Raw genomic sequence first — 18125 nt, 5'->3', positions numbered from 1 at the left:
GCCACGCGTGGCCCCGGCAACAGCTGCGGTAACATGCCCTCCCCCGAACCGCCCCGGTACCCGCCGTGCCCCACTACACCGGCCCCCTGCTGACCCGCGACAGCGCTGACACCCTGCGCCGTGCCCATGACAAGGGCGCTGCCGAATGGCAGGGCTCGCTCGACCTTGGCCGCAGCGAGGACAGCGTGGCGCTGGATGCCGACGGCTTCCACTTCCGTGGGCAGCGCTACCCGTGGCCGGGCAAGCTGAAGGACCGCACGCTGTACTACTGGGACGGCGAGGACTTCGCGCCGATCTCGCGCTACAGCGGTTCGCTGATCAAGCTGGTGCCGACCGAATGGGGCGCACCGACCTTCGAGATCGACGGCATCAAGATGCTGCCGACCTCCAAGCTGTCACCGTTCGAGGACGCGCGCCGCAAGGTCGAGCTGGTCGCCCCGGCCGGCAAGGTCATCCTCGATACCTGCGGCGGCCTGGGCTACTTCGCCGCCTGCGCGCTGGAGGCCGGTGTCGGCCAGATCCGCTCGTTCGAGAAGAATGCCGACGTGATGTGGCTGCGCACGCTCAACCCGTGGTCACCGGATCCGGACTCGGCTGCGGCCGGTGGCCGCCTGCAGTTCAGCCACGGCGATGTCTCGCAGCAGATCGAACAGGTGGCCAGCAACAGCGTCGACGCGATCCTGCACGACCCGCCGCGCTTCGGCATCGCCGGCGAACTGTACTCGCAGGTGTTCTACGACCACCTCGCCCGCGTCATCCGCAAGGGCGGGCGCTTGTTCCACTACACCGGCGCGCCGAACAAGCTGACCAGCGGCCGCGATGTGCCGCGTGAAGTGGCCAAGCGCCTGGAAAAGGCCGGCTTCAAGGCCGAACTGGCGCTTGACGGCGTGCTGGCCGTCAAGCGCTGAGCCTCATTCCGAGTCCACCTTCGCCAGCTTCATCACCCACTTCGGCACTTCCGGTTCACCGGCGTAGAATTCCTTCGGTTTCTTCTCCGCCATCGCCCAGCGGTGCAGCCAGCTCGGGCCGTAGCGACCACTGTAGCCTTCGGCACCACGTGCATAGGCCGGGTCACGCATCGCCTCGTCCAACGAAATGAAGCGATAGCCGCGCCGCTTCGTCGCCGCCACCAGTTCGGCGAACGTGGCTGCATTGAGTTCATTCGCGTGCATCAGCCAGACCTGCGGCAGCGCGTAGCCCAGCAGCGCCTGCGACTGCTTCTCGTAGTAGTCCAACTTGTTCAGCATGTATGGCACATAGCCCTTGCGCAGCTGCGCCAGCGTCGCCTCGCGCGCCGGGGAATCCGGCTGCTCGTTCATCACGTTGGCATAGGCGAACGCCCACACCCACTCGCCGTTGTCGACCGTCACCGGTGCCACGCGGTAGCCATGCTGCTTGAAGAACACGTCCATCTCCGCGCGTTCTTCCGGCGTGCGCCCGGCACGCAGATAGGGGTGACGCATCCATTGCGGCTTCAGCCCGCGCTCGGCCAGCAACGGCCGCAGCACCGCCTCGCCACGCAGGAAATCCTGCTGGAACGCAGGCACGCCCTTGGCGTTCAGGTCCATGTGCGAGTAGGTGTGGTTGCCCAGCACATAACCGGCGTCCAGCCAGTCGCGCAGCATCTGCACCCGCGCCGGCTGCACCTGCCCATCGATCTCAAGCTTGTTCCCGTTGACGAAGCCAACTACCGGCACACCCGCCTGGTGCAGCTGCGCCATCAGCGCTTCGTGCCGCACCTGAAGATCCGGCGGAACGATCTCGTCCACCCGCGCCCAGGGCAGGTCGTCGATGGTCACCGCGATCCGGCGATCCACTTCAGCGGCGTGTACCGCCAACGAGCAGAGCAGTAGCGGTACAGCACGCAGCAACCAACGCATCAGCACATCCTTGCAGGAGCGAAGCGCAGACTGTAGCGCGATTGCGGGCGCGTGGTCGGTCACACACCCCTCAGGGGCTGGGCGACTGCACCTGACGTTCGCGCACGATCGCCCGCCACAGCATGAATCCTGCAGCCATTGCCACCAGCATCAACGCGACCAGCACCAGGGCAAGGTCATCGGGATTGCGCAGCAACGGCGCATGCTCATGGGTGAGGATCTCGAACACCACCTGCTGCGCCTGTGCCAGCGGCAGCCGGCCCTGTTCGCCCAGTTCCACCAGGCACGCCGCCGGAGACAGCTTGGCCACGCTGGTCCATGCCATGTCGTACAGATGCAATGCCCTGAGCGCCAGCGCCAGGATCGCGGCGTGCAGGGCCATCACCCCCCAGTTGGCGCGTCGCAGGCGTTCGGACAGACGCCCCAGACGGTAGACGCTGATCGACATCGCGCCCAGCAACGCCAGTACCACGCCTGCCATCGGAATCCACTGCAACGGTTGCCAAGGTGCAAGCGCAGCGGACCGCGCCAGCAGCTGCTCTGCAACCTGCATGCGCGCGACAGGATCAGGCCCACCGCATGCGTCATCCACCGGCTCCAGCAGCAATCCCACGCGGTAGTGGAAGAAGCCGGCTGCAAGGGCTACCGCCAGCAGCGCCACCACCTGCAGTGCCAGCAGAATCGGGCCAGGACCACAGATACGACAGAAGCGGGCAGCAGCAGAGACCATGGGTTCATCCGTGACAACAAAGGACCATCCTAACCAAGCGCCCTGTGCTTGTCGGCTGGCGGATACGACAACCGCCGCGTGGTCCCGGTAGGATGTGGATGAGCATGGATGGTCGCATGTAGAGGTGTTGTGGATGGTCACGCTGTATCTGTGGGTGCGAACGCTGCTTCCGCTGCTGGCGTTCGTGATCGCGTGGATGCTGCTGTCGCGCCTGATCAAGGCCCGCGTGGCGCGCCTTCCACGGGTGCCCTTGAACCTGCCCGAGCACAGCAGCAGCCCGCGCAGGAAGGACCGGCGCATCTACGCACGCAAGCTGCGGCGCAGACCGGGCCTGCGCACCGCAACGCGCCCGGCCACCGCGCCGCGCAGCTGGAACCTCGCGGCGGTGTTCGTTTCGTTCTCTGCGTTGATTGCCGCCGTGCTGGTCATGCCGGATGGCGCGCGCTTCCAGGTGCTGGTCGAGAGCCTTACAGGCTACCCGGCCACGATTGCTGAAGTACATGTTCCCGCTGCCGGGCAGCCTCTCGTGCTGCAGGCGTGGCAGCCCGCACTGGCGCAGCTGTCACGGCCGGTAACAATGCGCTACCCGATCGGGCGCACCGGCGGCCAGCATGACGCGCACGCCACGCTGCCGGTACAGGTGAGGCATCAGAGTGATCGGCTGCAGGTGGCTACGGCCGCGCCGGTGGATTCCGAGCTGCTGCGTGCAGAGCTTGCGCGCTTGGCGGGGCTGCCGACGGAGGCAATCACTGTCCGCCAGAGCGAGATCTCACCGTGGCTGGAACCCGGCTGGACGCCGCTGGACGGCATGTAGATGCCGGGCCAGGCCAGGCTGCTGTTGCAGTAGATCCACGCCATGCGTGGATGGGGCACCGTGCGGGGTCGAGCACGGCTCGACTTTACAGATCAGGATCCGCGCGGCAGCTTCGCGGCCCACATGTTGTCCACCAGATTCGGATAACGCCGCCCATTCTCTTCCGCCCGCTGCCGCGCCGCCTCTTTCTGCGCAGGCGACAGCGGCTGCGAGGTCTGGCCCTTGGGGTTGGGCTTCTTCCACGGGGGTGTCTTGGTCTGGCGCATGGCCGCAGCTTACCGCTTCAGGAAGTTCAGCAGCGCCAGATTGAAGTGGTCCGCATGGCTGGTATTGCACCCATGTGGTGCGCCTTCCAGGATCACCACTTCGCTGCCCGGAACGGCCTGGTGCGTGCGCTGGCCCGAGCCTTCAAACGGCACGATGGCATCGCTGTCACCGTGCAGGATCAGGGTTGGCACCGTGATCTTCTTCAGATCGTCGCGGAAGTCGGTAGTGGCAAACGCCTGCATGCAACCCAGCGCCGCCGTCTGGTCGGATTGATGGCAAAGCGCGATTGCGGCCTGGCGCGTCTCTTCAGTCACCATCAGCTGGCCATTGGCACTGAAGAAATCGCGGGTGAAGCCATCGAAGAACGCCTCGCGATCCTTCTCCAGACCGCTGCGCATTTCGTCGGCCTTCTCCTGGGTGAGCGGACCTTCCGGATTGTCCTCGCCGCGCAGCAGATACGGCGGCACCGCTGCTGCAAACACCACGCTGTGCAGGCGCTCCTGCCCGTGATTGGCCACATACCGTGCAACCTCACCGCCGCCCATCGAGAAACCGACCAAGGTGACGTCGCGCAGGTCACGTTCCTCGATCACCCCGGCCAGATCCGCCGCCAGCGTGTCGTAGTCGTAGCCCTCGGCGGGCTTGTCGGAACGGCCGAAGCCGCGCCGGTCGTAGCTGATCACCCGGTGTTGGGCGTCGCGGAGGATCGACACCTGCGTCTTCCATGCATCGGCGGAAAGTGGCCAACCGTGAATCAGAATGACCGGTCGGCCGTCGCCACCGGTGTCTTCAACGTGCAGGCGGACGCGGGAAGCAGGCATGGAACCTCCTGTGGAAGGGGAGGATTTCAGGCTACGGGCCGGCCCCTATCGCGACCGTGATGGAATCGCCGGCCGCCATGACATCCCCTGCACAGACCACGGCCCCGACGCTGGAGCCGAGCCGCCAATGCGGGCATTCACTCCGTGGTACGGCCGTTTCGTCAGACGCCGGCTGCAGCGCCCCGAACGCCATGCGAGCCTGCGTGAACCCTCCTTGGAGCTTCGCCATGCTGCTGCTCACCCTGCCCCTGCTGGCCGCCGGCCTCGCCGCCGCACCCGCGCCCTCCGATGACCTGCGCGAGCAGATCCGCCAGGCCGACACCCAGCTGTTCGCCGCCGCCTTCGAGGCCTGCGATGCCGAGAAGGCCGCCGCGATGACCACCCAGGACATGGAGTTCTTCCATGACAAGGATGGCAAGTCGGCCAGCAGCCGCGAAGACTTCCGTCGAAGCGTGGCCCACATGTGCAGCAATGCGCGCAAGGGCGGCTGGAGCCTGCGCCGCGAGCGGGTGGAGCCTTCGCTGCAGGTGTTCCCGCTACACGACGAGCGGGCGCTGGAGATCGGCGACCACCGCTTCCACGAACGCGGCAAGGACGGCGTGGAGCGCTGGGTGGGCCAGGCCCGCTTCATCCAGGTCTGGCGTCGCGTGGACGGGCGCTGGTTGGCCGAGCGGGTGATCAGCTATGACCATCGGCCGGCAACGAAATGAACCCGTCGGCGACTGTTCACTCGCCCTGACCAAGACCATTCAGCCCACGGTCTCCTCCAGATCGCGGGCGTAGTAGCTTGCTGCCTGAGCCAACTCCGCGCCGATGGCGTCGCACAGGTGCGTTGGGGAATCGACCCGTACGTTGCTCCCGAAGCCCATCAGCCACCAACGCAAGGTCTGGTCGTCCTCCACCGTAGCGCGCAGCCGGATCCATCCATCACCCAGATCACTGATCGTCTGATCTTCGGACAGGGGCGTCTCCCTGAGATGCTCCGCAGCCTGCGCCCGGAAGCGCGCCTCCAGCACGATGCGTCCTTGCCCCTGGAACGCGGTGGCGGTGGTCGTCGCATAGCGCTGGAAGTCGAAGTCCGGCAGGCTCCTGGCCTCCATCTCCAGCACCCGGGTTCCACTCAGGCGATGCAACGCCAGGTGGCGGATGTCCGTATAGTCCCGCAGCATGCAGACAAGGTACTGCGCAGAACCGCGCATCAGCAGCCCCAGAGGATGCATGATCATCTCCTTCGGCTCGTCCTTGCCTTTGCTGCGGTACCAGCCTGACAGGCAGCGTCGGGATGCCAATGCCCTGTGGACATCCACCTGTACGGCCGTTTCCACCTCGGGGGCGAGCAGGTTCGGGCCCATGGGCAGGATCGCGGTCCTGCTGGCCCACTCCCCCCAGCCCGACGTCGAGACTTCCGCCCGCGCCATGTCGAACACGGGCATCAGCTCATTCATGGCCGTTGCCGGGAGCAGCTGACGCAGATGTGCATGCGAAAGCAGCAGTGCAACGCTCTGCGAAATCGACAGCCTGGGCGTGAAGGCGAAGTTCGCTTCCCTGGACCAACTCCAGCCAAAGGGTTTTTCACTGTCGTCGGCAATGAGCTGGAACCGCGTGGACAGGTTCTGGAGGTCCCGTTCAATGGTGCGACTGCTGGTCCTGAAGCCCAGCGGCTCCAGATTCTCCAGTATCTGCCTGACGGATATCCTGCGCGGAGCGCGCGGGATCATGCGCAGCATCTCCCACTGCCGCATCAACGTGTCGTTCGAACGGATCTTCATATCAATCTTCCCTTCCAGAGCCGACAGGCAACAAGAGCCCCACCAGAACGGCGTGGGGCTCTGCCCATCGTCAAGCCGCCTTGGCGGGCTCCTCGCCCTTCATCACCACCATCGCCGCATCCACATCGGCCACGGTCTTCTCGGTCGAAAGCACCAGAGCTCCTGCGTCATCCAGGATCGGGGTATCGATCATCACCTTGATCAGCTGGGCAATCTTCACGGCACGGAAAACCCGCTCCCGCGCCTGCTGGGGGAAACTACTGAAATCGCAGCCGTGCTCCCGGATGACATCACGGATATCGGCTACACCACGACGCAGCGACATGCACAGCTTGGAGAACGTCCTGTTGGCGAGCGTTGTAACGGTCTCGACCGCTGCCAACTGTTCGGCGGCCAACACGGCCTCGTCGTAATGGGTTCGAGCAACCTCTTTGTTACGGCGTGCATCGGCCAGCGCGGCTTCAGCCTTGCTGCCCACCACGTAGCCAAAGATCGCCAGCGCCGGACCGGCAACCAGGCCACCCAGCACCAGGGTGCCGCCAGCCATTCCGAATCCGCCCGCAGCCAACGAACCGCCGCCCAGCCACGCCAGCGTTGCGTTGGTTGCTGCAACACCGCTGAGGGTCGAAATGGCAGTGCCGGTGCTGGCACTGGCCAGCAGCATCGTCCCGTTGTACGCACCAAATGCCAACGCGGCGCCACTTCCCAGCCCGGCGCCCAGGCCCAGGCCCGAGTCCATCAGCAACTGGTAGTCCCGCTTCAGGCCTTCCAGCGACGCCGTGGTGAAATCGCCCTGCACCAGCTTGTCCAGTTCGGGTGAGCCGATCCCCTCAACGTTCTTGAGCTGGCCAAATGCATCGATGAAGTCTGCGATCCCCCCATTGAAAGCACGCAGTTTGCGTGCACCATAGTCCTCAAGCACCGTATTGGTACGCTTGCGCTGCGTCTCCAGCAACGACGAGCCCTTCTCGATCAGCCCTTTTGCATCGGCGTTGGCGATGCCGGCATCCTTGTGATCGACCACGGCCTTGCCGCCCTTGTAGATGCCATACAGCGCGCTGGCCGCCATCGCGGCCCCGACTACGATTGGAATCATGGGTAACTCCTTTTACTCAAGAATGATGGCAACGGTACGGCTGGCCTCGCGATTGATACTTTCCGCGCGCTCAAGCAGGTCGTTGTAGATGTAGTCGTCAATACCGAAGATATCGGCCAGGCGACGCAGCTGTGCTTCCTCGACACTCGACACTTCACCGTCGGCCAGTGCAAGCAGCATCAACTCATACAGCATCACCTTCGGTACGGCCGGCTGCGCGGCTTCGACCATGGCCTTGTCGATCAGCGAGTCGAGCACCTCGCACGCCACCCGTGCCCGCTCCACCGGGTCGCTCTGGCGCACCAGCGGCATCGTCTGCAGGCGCGTCAACAGTTCCTTCGTCACCCCGTCGGACCGATATACCTTGCCGCACTCACGGGAAAAGCTGTCGAAGATCGCACGTTCGTGTTCGGATTCATCCAGCGAAACCTTGCTCAGGTTGGTATCGCCAGTCACTTCTTCGTGGGTCTTTCCGTCCCACAGCATCGGGTTGTCACTCACGCTCAGCAGGCGCGCAACCTTCAGGAAGGTTGCCTGCTCGGTGTCTGGAAGCAGATAAAGGAACATCGTATCTCCAAGGTCCTGGGATCACACACGGAAGCCGGCGTGGCCAACCTGCCCGGAAGGCCACGACCAGAAATGGGTTCGATTGATCAAAGCCGAAGCGGCTCGTCACCCGTCATGAACAGATCAAACTCCTGCAGCGAAGCAAACTGCAGGCGGCTGCCCAGCAGAAGGGCAAAGCGGTTGATTGCAGCCGCGAATCCATCGGCGTCAATCTCCGGCTGGGTGGTATCGAGTGCACACAGCAACTGGGTCGTCTCGTCATTCAGCACTGGAAGCTCGGCCGCAATGAACTGCGCCAGCGCCAAGCGCTGCGCCAGAATTTCTTCACGGGCAGCTTTATTGAGCTCGATTGCCAAGGCCAGCCTCTCGGCAGCCAGATCTGCACTCCGGGCCGCCTCCAACGTTTCCCGATAGAAGATCGATGAAAGCGTGCAGCCAATCATCCCGCCGATGGCGGCGCCAACCACCGGGACCGGAATCGCGATCTGGCCCAATGCCGCCATCATGGCCGAAGCCATCATGCCGGAACCCTTCTCACCGATCTCATCCAGGAACTGGACGCCGTCGATCTCACCCCTGGCGTAGCGGCGTATGCAGCCGGTCATGGTCACGCAGACGTCGACCACCATGGCCGGAGCGGCTGTACGGGAAAGGACCTGCAGGCTCTGTCGGCCTGACTGCTGCATCACTGCGGTCAATGCGGCCCCGGACGCAGCCGTTGCGTAGCCCATGCCGGCAGAGACGGCACCATCCACCAGGACTGCGCGGCCCGCATCAATCATCCCCTTGCGCTCGGTTGCCACCGCATAGGCATTGGTCGCCATGCTGATCGCCGCGCCAACCATGAACGCCCCGCGCGCGCCTTCAAGACCTGCCCTGTGGCTGGTATGCGCGATATCGCGCACCGTCGCCATCCGCGGATGGGTACGATAGAACTTCGCATCGTCACTGGTCAGCCCCGTATCCAGAAGGTTGCCGGCCAGCTGCTCATAGTTGTCTGCCTTCGCACGAAGATGCAGTGCGACCTCAGGCTTGCCCCTCGCGTCGACCACGTCCGCCTGACGGCGCAGATCTGCTGCCTGCGCCCGGCAATGTGCCTCGGCATCGACGTACTGCTCCGAGGGCAGCTCCAACTTCAGCCCACGATAGCGCGAGAACTCTCCATCGGGCGCAGCGATCTTCTCAAGGAGCCGGTCACGGTTGCCCACGAACTTCATCTGTGACTGGCTGCCTTCAATGATCTGGCCATCCAGCACCCTTATCCGATCAACGCGATCATCGTTCCGCCGGTACTGGGGATGGTCATCACTGCGCACCGTGCGAACGGGTGACCCACTGATGATGGCCTCGGCATTGTCACGACTGGTCGCTGCGACCTCAGCCGCATAGCCGGCCTGCTGGGCAATGCTGTTTTCCGGACGTACCGGATCAAGCTTGTACCCGGAGATCTTCTTCAGGCCATGGGTAAATTTCTGACCGGTCAGTTCGTCTCTTCCGGTATACCCTTTGATGTATTCGGCATTAGCATTGCCATAGCGTTGGACAGTCTCCAGCGTTGACATCGTCGTCGCTGCGTCCAGGATCTGCCTGCCCGACGTTTCGCGGGCACTGTCATCTGCATTTGCATTGGGTTCCATTGCGTTTTCCTCCGTGACGCAAAGCATCCAGCTGTGGGCCAATACCCAGGCATGCTTCGCCCGCGGGTTTGGCTGGGAGATCCATCTTCGGCGTACATAGCGACAAACCATGTCGTAACGCCTGATCTCCCGGATCATCGACAGCACTTCCGAAAACTTTAGGCCTATTGCGAACTTTTCGTGGCCGATTGCGACGACACATCGCACTGCGACACAGATTGTCGGAGGAATCCGCATATTCCTCTCCGGGGAGGCCACGCAGGTGCTGGGCCTCCCTTCCTTCCATGACCTGACGAGGAACGCCATGTTCAGAATCATCGGTGCCACCGTGGTGTACGGGCTCGCGCTGTATGGCCTGGGATGCTGGGTACGTGACAGCCACGAAGTACGTGACACGAGGTAGACCTTTACTCCTGTCGAAACCCGGATGACCTCAGCGGTCGACAGCAGGCAATCCCCTCACCGGACAGCGAGGGAACACAGATCAGGATGATGGAATCCCCAAAAGAGAGATTGATGAACAAGCGTCATTCCGAGCTCGTGATCTTCATTGACAATGTCGTCGCAGAACTTCGCCCGGTGCTGGCCTGGATCGAGCGCCATCCGGTCCTTATTGCGTCGATTGCCGTACTTCTGCCCAGCGCAGGCATCCTCTACTACGCCGTCAGGGAAGAGCTGCCTCTCAGCCTGCTTTCGTCCGATGCCGTTTCCGCACTCCCCATGATGCTTGCGGTGACCGGGCTGCGCGTCCTTGCCCTGGCCGTCATGTTCCTTTCCCCCATCGTACTGTCACCCAATCGGTTCTCGTACATCCCAGGCCAGGGAATCAAGCTGCTGCCGGACGATCTGGCGAGCCGGAAGAGGACGCTCTGGCGCTGGAGCCTTGCGCTGATCACTCCGGGCGTACTGCATTTCAGCGGAATCTATGTCGCATCCTTCTACACCGAGATTTCAGACGCAGCACTGTGGTTCAGTACGATTGGCTGCCTGCTGATCTTCGTTCTCTTTTCCCGCTGGGCGAAGCCCGATGACAGGAAGCAGAAATGGCTTTCCTTGGATAGCTACTTCCTGCTGGGCATGGGGCTCATGCAACTGCTGTCCATCAACACGATCATGCGGCTCATGCTCGGCCTGGTCTCCAGGGAAAGTGATCTGGTGATTGGCATGTGCCTGCTCACGGCCGCAGTAGCATTGGGCATATTCCAGTCCATCGTCATCAGAGTGGTCGATGAACTGAGTGGACGATACGGCGTTGGTGTACTTGCACTCTCGTTCGCCTCGATCATGGTCACCGTGGCCATGCTCTTCCCTCCGACCGGTGCATACCTGGCCTCGCAGGTTGTCAATCCGCCAAGCGGAAAATCCCGCGGCTGCATGACGCTGGATCTGCGATCGCGTGACAGCGCATCCCGCAAGCTCCTGACCGGTGATGGTACCGCTACCCATCCGGTCAACGTTGTCTACTCGACCAGTTCCGTGCTGCTTGTACGCTTGAAGGATGACGACAGCAGGACCATCCATCGCATCCCCATGGACCAGGTTACCGAGTTCAACCCGTGCCCGCGGGAAACAGACACCGAGAAGCCATCCGGGGCACAAGGAAGCTGATGCCCTGATCCGAGCAGGGCTCGCCCGTGCCAGACGCACGGGCGGCCCCTTAGCCGCTTACAACTGAATCCGCGCCACGCTCTCGTCAGCGCCCTTGTCGTCCTTCTCGCCGTTCTTGATGCTCACGAACAACACGTTGTTCTTCGCATCCAGCGCCAGGCTGTTCGGGTGGGTCGGCACCGTGTAGGTGGCCACCTTCTGGTAGCTGTCGCTGTTGTAGGCCGTCACCGTGCCCGCCTCGCGATTGGTCACGTACAGGCGCTTGCGCGGTGCATCCAGCAGGATGCCCAGCGGGCCGGCGTCGGTCGGAATGCTGGCCAGTTCCTTGCCGGTGCTGCGGTCGAGCACCAGCACACGCTGGCCCGGATGCTTGCTGACCAGGCCACTGCTCTTGGCCTGGTAGCCACGCAGGAATTCCGAGCCCTGGTCGGTCACGAACAGGCGCTTGCCGGCCGGGTCCAGCGCGATGTTCATCGGCTGCTCGGCGGCGATCCTGTGCTGCGCCACCACCTTCTTCGAATCGGTATCCACTACCACCAGCTCGGCCAGCAGGTTGCTGGTGTACACGCGCTTGTTGGCCGCATCCAGTGCGAGGCCCGGCGCCTTGGCATTGCCCAGGCCATCAATGGTGTTGATCACCTTCAGCGTGGTGGTATCGATCACGAACAGCACGCTGCTCACGTCCGGCTGGCTGCTGTGGCCGGTCACGTACAGGCGGTTGGCGGCGCTGTCGACCACCAGCTCGCGCAGGTCGTGGGTGTAAGCGGCCTTGCCGTCCTTGCCGGTCTTCTTTTCCATCAGCTGGATGGTGCCGACCGCCTTGTTCTGCGCGGTGTCGACCACGGTCACCGACAGGTCCACGGTGTTGCCCACGTACAGGCGGTTGTGGGCGTCATCGAGGACCACACCGAAGGCTTTGCGCTCCAGCGGAATGCGGGTTTCCACGGCCAGCGTGGCCGGGTTCAGACGCAGCACCTGGGCCGGGCAAGCGTCATCGCCGAAGCCGCCGGAGGAGGCCACGAACACGGCGTTCTGCTTCGGGCTGTAGGCCAGCTCGTACAGGCCCTTGGCCACGGCCTGGCGCTGTACGGCGGTGGTGGCGCTGGCGGCAGGTGCATTGTCGGCGAACGCCGAGGGCGCGCCGAGGCTGAGCGAAACGGCAACGGCCAGGGCGGCCGAGCGGAAGAGAGGATTACGGAACATGCGAGCGTCCTTGAATGGGCACGGGAAGGTGTCCTGGCTCGCTGGGCCGTACTGCGACGGCCCGCCCCGCATCTGTCTGCGCAGGGTGGGCTGGCTGGGGTTGCGGGGGAATGGTAGCAGGTGGGGGGCGTGGCGTGCGCCGACGCGCGTATGGCAGGCGCGCGGATTATTGCTCCTTCAACCGCAGTGAATCGGCCACATCGGTCTTGGCCGCCACTTCAGTGGCGATGCTTGCGCGGCGGTGCCCCGGGTCGTTGCGGTCGCCCTGCACGATGAAGATGCTCTCTGCCGCATGGCTGCTTTGGGTCGGCCGGCTGAGCAGCACGTGGTCCACGCGCGAGAGATTGTTCTGCTTGGCCAGCACCAGCAGGCTCGCGCTGATGCGCTGGCTGGCCGCATCGAACGGGCGGCCGTGCGCGGCATCCAGTTCGGCCACTTTCTGGATCAGCTGCGAGATCAGGCGATGGTCCGGATGTGAGGGGTCCAGCAGCGTGCCGGCCACTTCGATCGGCGTCGGTGGCGGCTCATCGCTGGCGCGGTCACCCTGGCGATGGTGCTCGGCCTCGCGCTCGGGCATCGCGTGATGGGTTTCGGCATTCAGGTCGCTGCCCGGGAACGGCGCGGCAATGCACTGGATTTCCGGCAGGTTGAACAGCACCGCGAACTCGCCCAGGTTGCTGCCGCCATCCAGCGGTGCCGGCAGCGGATGCAGGCCCGCGTAATGCAGCGCTGCCCATACGAAATCGCTGCAACGGTTGATGGTGGCCGGGCGATCCACATCGAATTCGAACTCGGCCGGTTCCTCGGCGAAATCACGCAGGCAGCCGTAATGCTCCTCAGTGATTTCCAGGGTGCGGCTGTAGTACGGGTCCAGATGCTCGTCGGCATCGTCGTGGCGCACCTGCGCGTACTGCACGCCGGTGTGGGTATCGCCCAGCGCCTGGCGCGGCGGTGCGAAGCCGTAGCTGTGGGCCTCGTCGCCCGCCGCCACCTGCAGGTACATGTGGCCGCGCGGCGAGATGCCTCCGCTTTTCAGTGGGGTGCCGGGGGCGGCCAGGTACAGCGTTGCGGTGTAGCGTGTTGCCTGCTCCATGCCTGTTCAGCCTTGATGGGTACTGCGGTCCTGGGCGGATGATGGCATAGGTGGGATGGGAGGCAGGTGGAGATGGAAGCAGTTTCGAGGCCAAGGCGCTCGAAACTGTGATCTTCCGTGCAGTCGCTGGAAGTCAGCCCATCTGCAGCGGCGCCCGGGTTTGTTCCAGGGCCGGCTCCTGCGGCGCCAACAAGGCGCGCTCCTGCTGGGCCTGCGAAATCTGCTCGACCTTGGCGAATGACTGCTCCACCGGTGTTCGCGCAGCCTCCTCCGCCGTCATCGAAGCTCGCACATGGGCAGGATCGTTGAGCTCCCCCTGCACGACGAACAGTCGCTGCGGCGAACCATCGCTTGGAGCATTGCCCAATACCACATGGTCGACATGCTCCAGCCCGCTCTCCTTGGCCGTGGCCAACAAGCCCACTGAGATCCGCTCGCTGGTCCCATCGTAGGAGCGGCCATGCGCCTCATCAATGCCCGCTATTCCCTTGCGGATGGAATCGAGCATATCGCGATCGCCCTGCGGCAGTCGCTCATCGCTGATGATTCGCTGCATCAACGTTCTCTCCGGCATTTTGTTGTAGTGCTCGCTATTCAGCGCGCTATCTGGAAAGGGCGCGCGGATGCTGCGGATGTACTCCACATTGCTGAGCGGTTTCAGGCCACCTTCGAAGCTCTTGTCCTGCATGAAGAGAAGGTTGGTTCGATGAAGCCCCGCGTGATTCAGTGCGCCCCACGTGTAGTCGATACAGCTGTTTTCTACACCGTGATACTCGGTATTGAATCCATGCTCGCCGGGCTTTGTGCCAAATTCCACCAGCTTGTCGTACTGCTGCTTGCTGATCTCCATCGTCCGCGTGTAGTACGGGTCTTTGTACTGCTCGGCGTCATTGTTGTAGACCATTCCGGGCCCAGTGACGACGCCATGCTCGATGGGTGCAAAGCCAAAGCTCACCTCGTCCTTGCCATGTGCCACTTTGTAGTAGACGTGGCCGGCGCTGGATGTCCCTCCCGCCAGCAGCGGCGTGCCGGGAGCGGCAACGAAGATTGTGACTGTGTACTTGTCGTCCATGACGCACTCCTACTTCGACTTGTTTACGTAGGCCACCAGCAACTCGGCTTGCGTGGCCGCCAATCGATCATCAGGCTTCAGTACCTGCATGCTCAGCCTGTAGTGGCCAGGCTGCAGTTCCTGAGCCCAAGCGAGGGCAAGTTGTGTGTGGTGACTGTCAGGCGCCTCCAATCCTGCTGACTGCAGAGACTGATGATCGACGTCATCCAACCACCCGCCTTCCACCCGGCCCATGGGTCCGATGGGCTCAATACGCGCGGGCGTACCTGCCACCGACTCCACCCTCACCAACGGAACAGGAATGCGCTTCTGCGCCTCCAGCCGCTCCAGTTTCACCTCGGCGGGTAGGCCCATACTGCGGATCTCACGGCTCGTATTCAGTGATTTCAGCCCGTCTTCTCCACCCACCCGGATTCCAAGAAACAAGGTTGGCGAGGAGCTTTTCCCTGGGGGCGGCAGGGTGAACTCGACCACCATGGGTGTGGTCATTGCTACCAGCGGCAGCGGCCTGATGAAGGGCACCAGGGTCCCGTTCTCTGCCGGAGCACGCGGCCCGGGTACCGCCTCCGAGCTGGCTCGGCAGCCGCTCAGCAGGGAACCTGACAGTATCAAGGCCAGGCAGACCAACCATCTTCCTTGTCGAAACATCGCTTTTCCTCTTCCAGGGCTCATCGAAGCCGTTGAAGGCGCCTTCGCCCGTACTTATACACCCCGGCCGCAGATGATTCTGCGACGAAGTTCGCTGCGTCGCGGCTCCTGCGACTGGGAGTGATCAAAGTCGACCACGCGCAATGGTGCGCTTACGTACACGCATAGGGGGTAGTAAATGGACCGCTACTTTGTGAACAGAACGCCGCAGGCCAATGGAGACCATGAGGTGCATAGACAGGGATGCTATTGGCTTGCTCGCGCCCAGTCCACACAGGACCTCGGCTTGCACACCAGCTGCAGGACGGCTGTGGCTGAAGCCCGGAGGTGGTACCGGCAGTCGAATGGCTGTGCCACTTGCGCTGCAGCTTGCCATACGAGTTGATCAACGGCCGAAAGCGAAGCGGATGCGGCCCCGCCAAAGTTGGGCGGGGCCGCACCGTCAAAGCCGCTGAGACAGGCCCAAGCCTCCCCCGTCCCCACTGGAGGATGCCCATGACCAAGATCCACCCCACATGGCTGGAAGCCTTCGACAAGGAGCTCCTCCACCTGTTCGCCATCGACCACCGCGACGCCGGCATGGATGAGTACCTGCTGGGCTGCTATGCGGACCTCCCACCGCGCGAGGCGGCTCTGGCGTTCGGCAGCGACTACGACCTGGAGCGCGACGATGCGCTGTGGCCAAGACCAGGCGTGCCTATGTGATCCGTGCAGCAGTCCGGCACACCGGCATTCAAGGCAAGCGATGCCAAGGGATGGCCGCTATGCTGGCAGCGCACCGGAATGGAAACCACGTACGCCCCGCTTCAACACCGCCCCGGCACTGAACCTCGTTCTGATGCTGCTGGGCGCTACACCCGCCATGGCCGTGGCGGCAGACCCGCAGGTTTTCACTGAAGTGTTCGTAGAGCGCGGTGACAATCCCACCTTCGAGCTGCAGCAGGCGCCTGCCATTGAGTATTCAACGGCCCCTGCCACGCCGCCCGATACCTTCCTGCAGGCTCCCATGCAGGTGGTGCTGGTTGCCCAATTGGATGAGCTGGGCCACGTTTCCAACGTGATGGTGGCGCGGTCCAGCGGAACTGCGGGAGTTGGATCGTGCGGCCCTTACCGCAGCGGATAAGTGGCGCTTTGATCCGGTCGTGGTTGAGGGCGTCGCGCTGCATGCGCGGGTGCGGGTCCATCTGACCTTCGCGCCCACAGCCGAAGCGCCGCCCGGCTGAACCGCTGCTCCAATCTGTCGCAATTGGTCCTACGCCGTGGCCCTGGCTGCGGGCATTCCTGCGTTTGGAGCCAATAGCGCCAAGCCCTTCAAGACCGTTGCGGCGCAATCGCTTGCCGGCTTAACACCGTGTGCGACAATGCCGAAAGCGTCAGGACTGACAATCGTCGGTTCTGCAGTTTCTTGGCATTTGGCAGCTGCGCGGGTATCTCTTGGCGTGCCACCGGAAAAGGGTGGCGCGGGGTTCGAAAGCCCGTTCAGTAGCCTTGTGTTTTGCGCTTGTCAGCCGGCGTCACCTCGCGTGGCGCCGGCTGGCAATCCGTTCGCGTTCCATGGCGGGCGGTGCGTGGGGGTCTTCGGACCCACCGGCTTGGTTACTGTCCGGCTTTCGAACCACGCATCGTCCGCCGCCTTTATCGGTGGCGCTGCTGTCTGTCCTGTACGGAGCATTGCCATGAACACATCGGACTTCCGTTCCCTGCACGCGCAGTACGATCCGTACAACGCCGAACCCGAGCGCGAGCCGTCCGTCGATCCCAACGCCTTCGTCGCCACGCTGCACCGCATCGGAACCGGTGCGGCTGCGGACGGCCAACCTTGGCCGGAGCGGCATCAACTACCTGGGCGGTGTCTTCAACTGGCGGATGCGGATTGCGCGCTGGCGGGGCTCCGTGTGGTGGCGGAGCTGATGTTGGCTGCGGAGCGGACTCGGCAGAACGGTGCGCCCGAGGAGTACCTGGGGGATCGGGTTATGGAAGGATTGAAGATGGCGTGTTTGGCGTTGACGGCGCAGGTGACTGAGCGGTTGCAGGTGCGGGAGTAGAGCGCACCTCGCTACGTACATCGAGTGCAATACGCGGATCGTACGCTGGGTCCCAAGCATTCGCCGCTGTCTGAGCCATTTAGCCTCCAACACTGGCCTCACTATGCCGAGCCGGACTTTGCTTGCCCTGACGACGGCAGCGCTATTGGGATTGATCATTGGAGGGACGTACGCGCCGGCCACCACAATGAGTCTTGAGAGCTACCCAAGACTCACCGACTCGGAGTTTGCTCTGTTTCAGGCCGACGCCGAGAGCTTCGCCGAAGCGTTGGCTTGCCAAGGCGTCACCATCGGAAAGCATGATTCAAGTAGACGCTTCTTTGATATGAGCGTACTTGGCGATGTCATTCTGTTCGTGGACAACTCTGGGGCAAGTCTTCAGATAGTCACCATGTCTACGGTCGCAAGCGATGCAATGGAGCTACAGCGCTGGAAAGATGGATGGGGCTCACCAGAGAGACGCAGTAGGAACCTGAGCGCACCTGAGAACAGCTGCCCTAGGTCTGCGTCCCAGTAGCTCCCTATCTTCACCCTGTCGAGGAAGCCAAACGCGTCAACCAATGACACAAGGAACCTGGTTCTGGCTAGAATCCTGGGCAGTTAGCTTTCGGGACAGGGATCTAGGATGGAACTCCCATTCGAGGTGGGCGCGCTCTACAACCGTCAAAAGCAGATCCATGGTGTATTTGGCGGGCAACAGCAAGGCGGCATTTCGACGCCCAAGGAGCATCCGCTAGTTGTGTAAACCCACCACGTTGTTCAGCAGGACTCTGGAAATAGGTGGCTGGCCACCGATCCCCATGTGAGGGCGGTGCCAGTTGTAGTGGTGCAGCCATTGGGTCAGCACGGAATTGCGCTGGTCCGAGGAGGCGTAT

20 protein-coding genes are annotated in these 18125 nt (G+C 63.2%); 7 read left to right on the top strand and 13 right to left on the bottom strand.

From position 1 onward, the window contains the following. Nucleotides 1-65 precede the first annotated feature (65 nt). A complete protein-coding gene (locus AC5P5X_RS18765; protein ID WP_111189080.1) occupies nt 66-908 on the top strand; it encodes a class I SAM-dependent methyltransferase in 843 nt (280 codons plus the stop codon). A 3-nt stretch (nt 909-911) separates the two neighbouring features. On the opposite strand, the gene AC5P5X_RS18760 is transcribed toward AC5P5X_RS18765, so the two are convergent. Continuing rightward, complete coding sequence (locus tag AC5P5X_RS18760) at nt 912-1880, bottom strand: polysaccharide deacetylase family protein (RefSeq protein WP_111189081.1); 969 nt, start codon at nt 1878-1880, stop codon at nt 912-914. A 70-nt stretch (nt 1881-1950) separates the two neighbouring features. Then, nucleotides 1951-2610, bottom strand: coding sequence for a hypothetical protein (locus AC5P5X_RS18755; RefSeq protein WP_043033956.1), 660 nt, complete (start codon nt 2608-2610; stop codon nt 1951-1953). A 133-nt stretch (nt 2611-2743) separates the two neighbouring features. Here AC5P5X_RS18755 and AC5P5X_RS18750 point away from each other — a divergent pair, with 133 nt between their 5' ends. Continuing rightward, nucleotides 2744-3424, top strand: a complete 681-nt coding sequence (locus AC5P5X_RS18750) for a hypothetical protein (RefSeq protein ID WP_012478985.1) — start codon at nt 2744-2746, stop codon at nt 3422-3424. 92 nt (nt 3425-3516) lie between these two features. On the opposite strand, the gene AC5P5X_RS18745 is transcribed toward AC5P5X_RS18750, so the two are convergent. Next, nucleotides 3517-3690, bottom strand: a complete 174-nt coding sequence (locus AC5P5X_RS18745) for a hypothetical protein (RefSeq protein ID WP_005412082.1) — start codon at nt 3688-3690, stop codon at nt 3517-3519. A 9-nt stretch (nt 3691-3699) separates the two neighbouring features. Then, nucleotides 3700-4512 carry an alpha/beta fold hydrolase gene (locus AC5P5X_RS18740; RefSeq protein WP_111189082.1) on the bottom strand — a complete coding sequence of 271 codons (813 nt, stop codon included), beginning with the start codon at nt 4510-4512 and terminating at the stop codon, nt 3700-3702. 227 nt (nt 4513-4739) lie between these two features. On the opposite strand from AC5P5X_RS18740, the gene AC5P5X_RS18735 reads away from it, so the two are divergent. Beyond that, entirely contained in the window at nt 4740-5222 is a 483-nt protein-coding gene (locus AC5P5X_RS18735) for a YybH family protein (RefSeq protein WP_111189083.1), read from the top strand. A 39-nt stretch (nt 5223-5261) separates the two neighbouring features. On the opposite strand, the gene AC5P5X_RS18730 is transcribed toward AC5P5X_RS18735, so the two are convergent. From AC5P5X_RS18730 to AC5P5X_RS18715, 4 genes are all read right to left on the bottom strand, one after another. After that, nucleotides 5262-6281 (bottom strand): helix-turn-helix transcriptional regulator, encoded by a 1020-nt coding sequence (locus AC5P5X_RS18730; protein WP_049397217.1) that lies wholly within the window; start codon nt 6279-6281, stop codon nt 5262-5264. Nucleotides 6282-6351: 70 nt separating this feature from the next. After that, on the bottom strand, nt 6352-7377 hold the full coding sequence (locus AC5P5X_RS18725) for a hypothetical protein (protein ID WP_043033961.1): 1026 nt from the start codon (nt 7375-7377) through the stop codon (nt 6352-6354). A 12-nt stretch (nt 7378-7389) separates the two neighbouring features. After that, entirely contained in the window at nt 7390-7944 is a 555-nt protein-coding gene (locus tag AC5P5X_RS18720) for a tellurite resistance TerB family protein (RefSeq protein WP_033833675.1), read from the bottom strand. Nucleotides 7945-8030: 86 nt separating this feature from the next. Further along, nucleotides 8031-9581 carry a hypothetical protein gene (locus tag AC5P5X_RS18715; protein ID WP_146257423.1) on the bottom strand — a complete coding sequence of 517 codons (1551 nt, stop codon included), beginning with the start codon at nt 9579-9581 and terminating at the stop codon, nt 8031-8033. Between the two features lie 516 nt (nt 9582-10097). On the opposite strand from AC5P5X_RS18715, the gene AC5P5X_RS18710 reads away from it, so the two are divergent. Then, a complete protein-coding gene (locus AC5P5X_RS18710; RefSeq protein ID WP_049397219.1) occupies nt 10098-11189 on the top strand; it encodes a hypothetical protein in 1092 nt (363 codons plus the stop codon). A 57-nt stretch (nt 11190-11246) separates the two neighbouring features. Here the strand turns inward: AC5P5X_RS18710 and AC5P5X_RS18705 are convergent, their stop codons facing one another. From AC5P5X_RS18705 to AC5P5X_RS18690, 4 genes are all read right to left on the bottom strand, one after another. After that, nucleotides 11247-12392, bottom strand: coding sequence for a YncE family protein (locus tag AC5P5X_RS18705; RefSeq protein ID WP_111189085.1), 1146 nt, complete (start codon nt 12390-12392; stop codon nt 11247-11249). A gap of 166 nt (nt 12393-12558) precedes the next feature. Further along, on the bottom strand, nt 12559-13485 hold the full coding sequence (locus AC5P5X_RS18700; RefSeq protein WP_111189086.1) for an XVIPCD domain-containing protein: 927 nt from the start codon (nt 13483-13485) through the stop codon (nt 12559-12561). A gap of 133 nt (nt 13486-13618) precedes the next feature. Then, nucleotides 13619-14557: an XVIPCD domain-containing protein gene (locus tag AC5P5X_RS18695; protein WP_111189087.1), complete on the bottom strand. Its 939-nt coding sequence runs from the start codon at nt 14555-14557 to the stop codon at nt 13619-13621. Between the two features lie 9 nt (nt 14558-14566). Beyond that, on the bottom strand, nt 14567-15034 hold the full coding sequence (locus AC5P5X_RS18690) for a hypothetical protein (RefSeq protein WP_239504358.1): 468 nt from the start codon (nt 15032-15034) through the stop codon (nt 14567-14569). Nucleotides 15035-15700: 666 nt separating this feature from the next. Here AC5P5X_RS18690 and AC5P5X_RS18685 point away from each other — a divergent pair. The 3 genes from AC5P5X_RS18685 (at nt 15701) to AC5P5X_RS18675 (ending at nt 17250) form a co-directional block, all read left to right on the top strand. Next, complete coding sequence (locus tag AC5P5X_RS18685; protein WP_181453204.1) at nt 15701-15910, top strand: hypothetical protein; 210 nt, start codon at nt 15701-15703, stop codon at nt 15908-15910. Between the two features lie 133 nt (nt 15911-16043). Next, nucleotides 16044-16328, top strand: coding sequence for a hypothetical protein (locus tag AC5P5X_RS18680; RefSeq protein WP_258391084.1), 285 nt, complete (start codon nt 16044-16046; stop codon nt 16326-16328). Nucleotides 16329-16881: 553 nt separating this feature from the next. Continuing rightward, entirely contained in the window at nt 16882-17250 is a 369-nt protein-coding gene (locus AC5P5X_RS18675; protein ID WP_049459197.1) for a hypothetical protein, read from the top strand. A gap of 733 nt (nt 17251-17983) precedes the next feature. Here the strand turns inward: AC5P5X_RS18675 and AC5P5X_RS18670 are convergent. Beyond that, nucleotides 17984-18125, bottom strand: a 142-nt coding sequence (locus tag AC5P5X_RS18670; protein ID WP_495216036.1) for an integrase core domain-containing protein, incomplete at its 5' end; no start/stop codon positions are given.

Source organism: Stenotrophomonas sp. YJH_SMC_91, from assembly GCF_059368495.1.
Note: the sequence above shows the minus strand (reverse complement) of the source record. Positions and strands in the feature narration are given on the sequence as shown.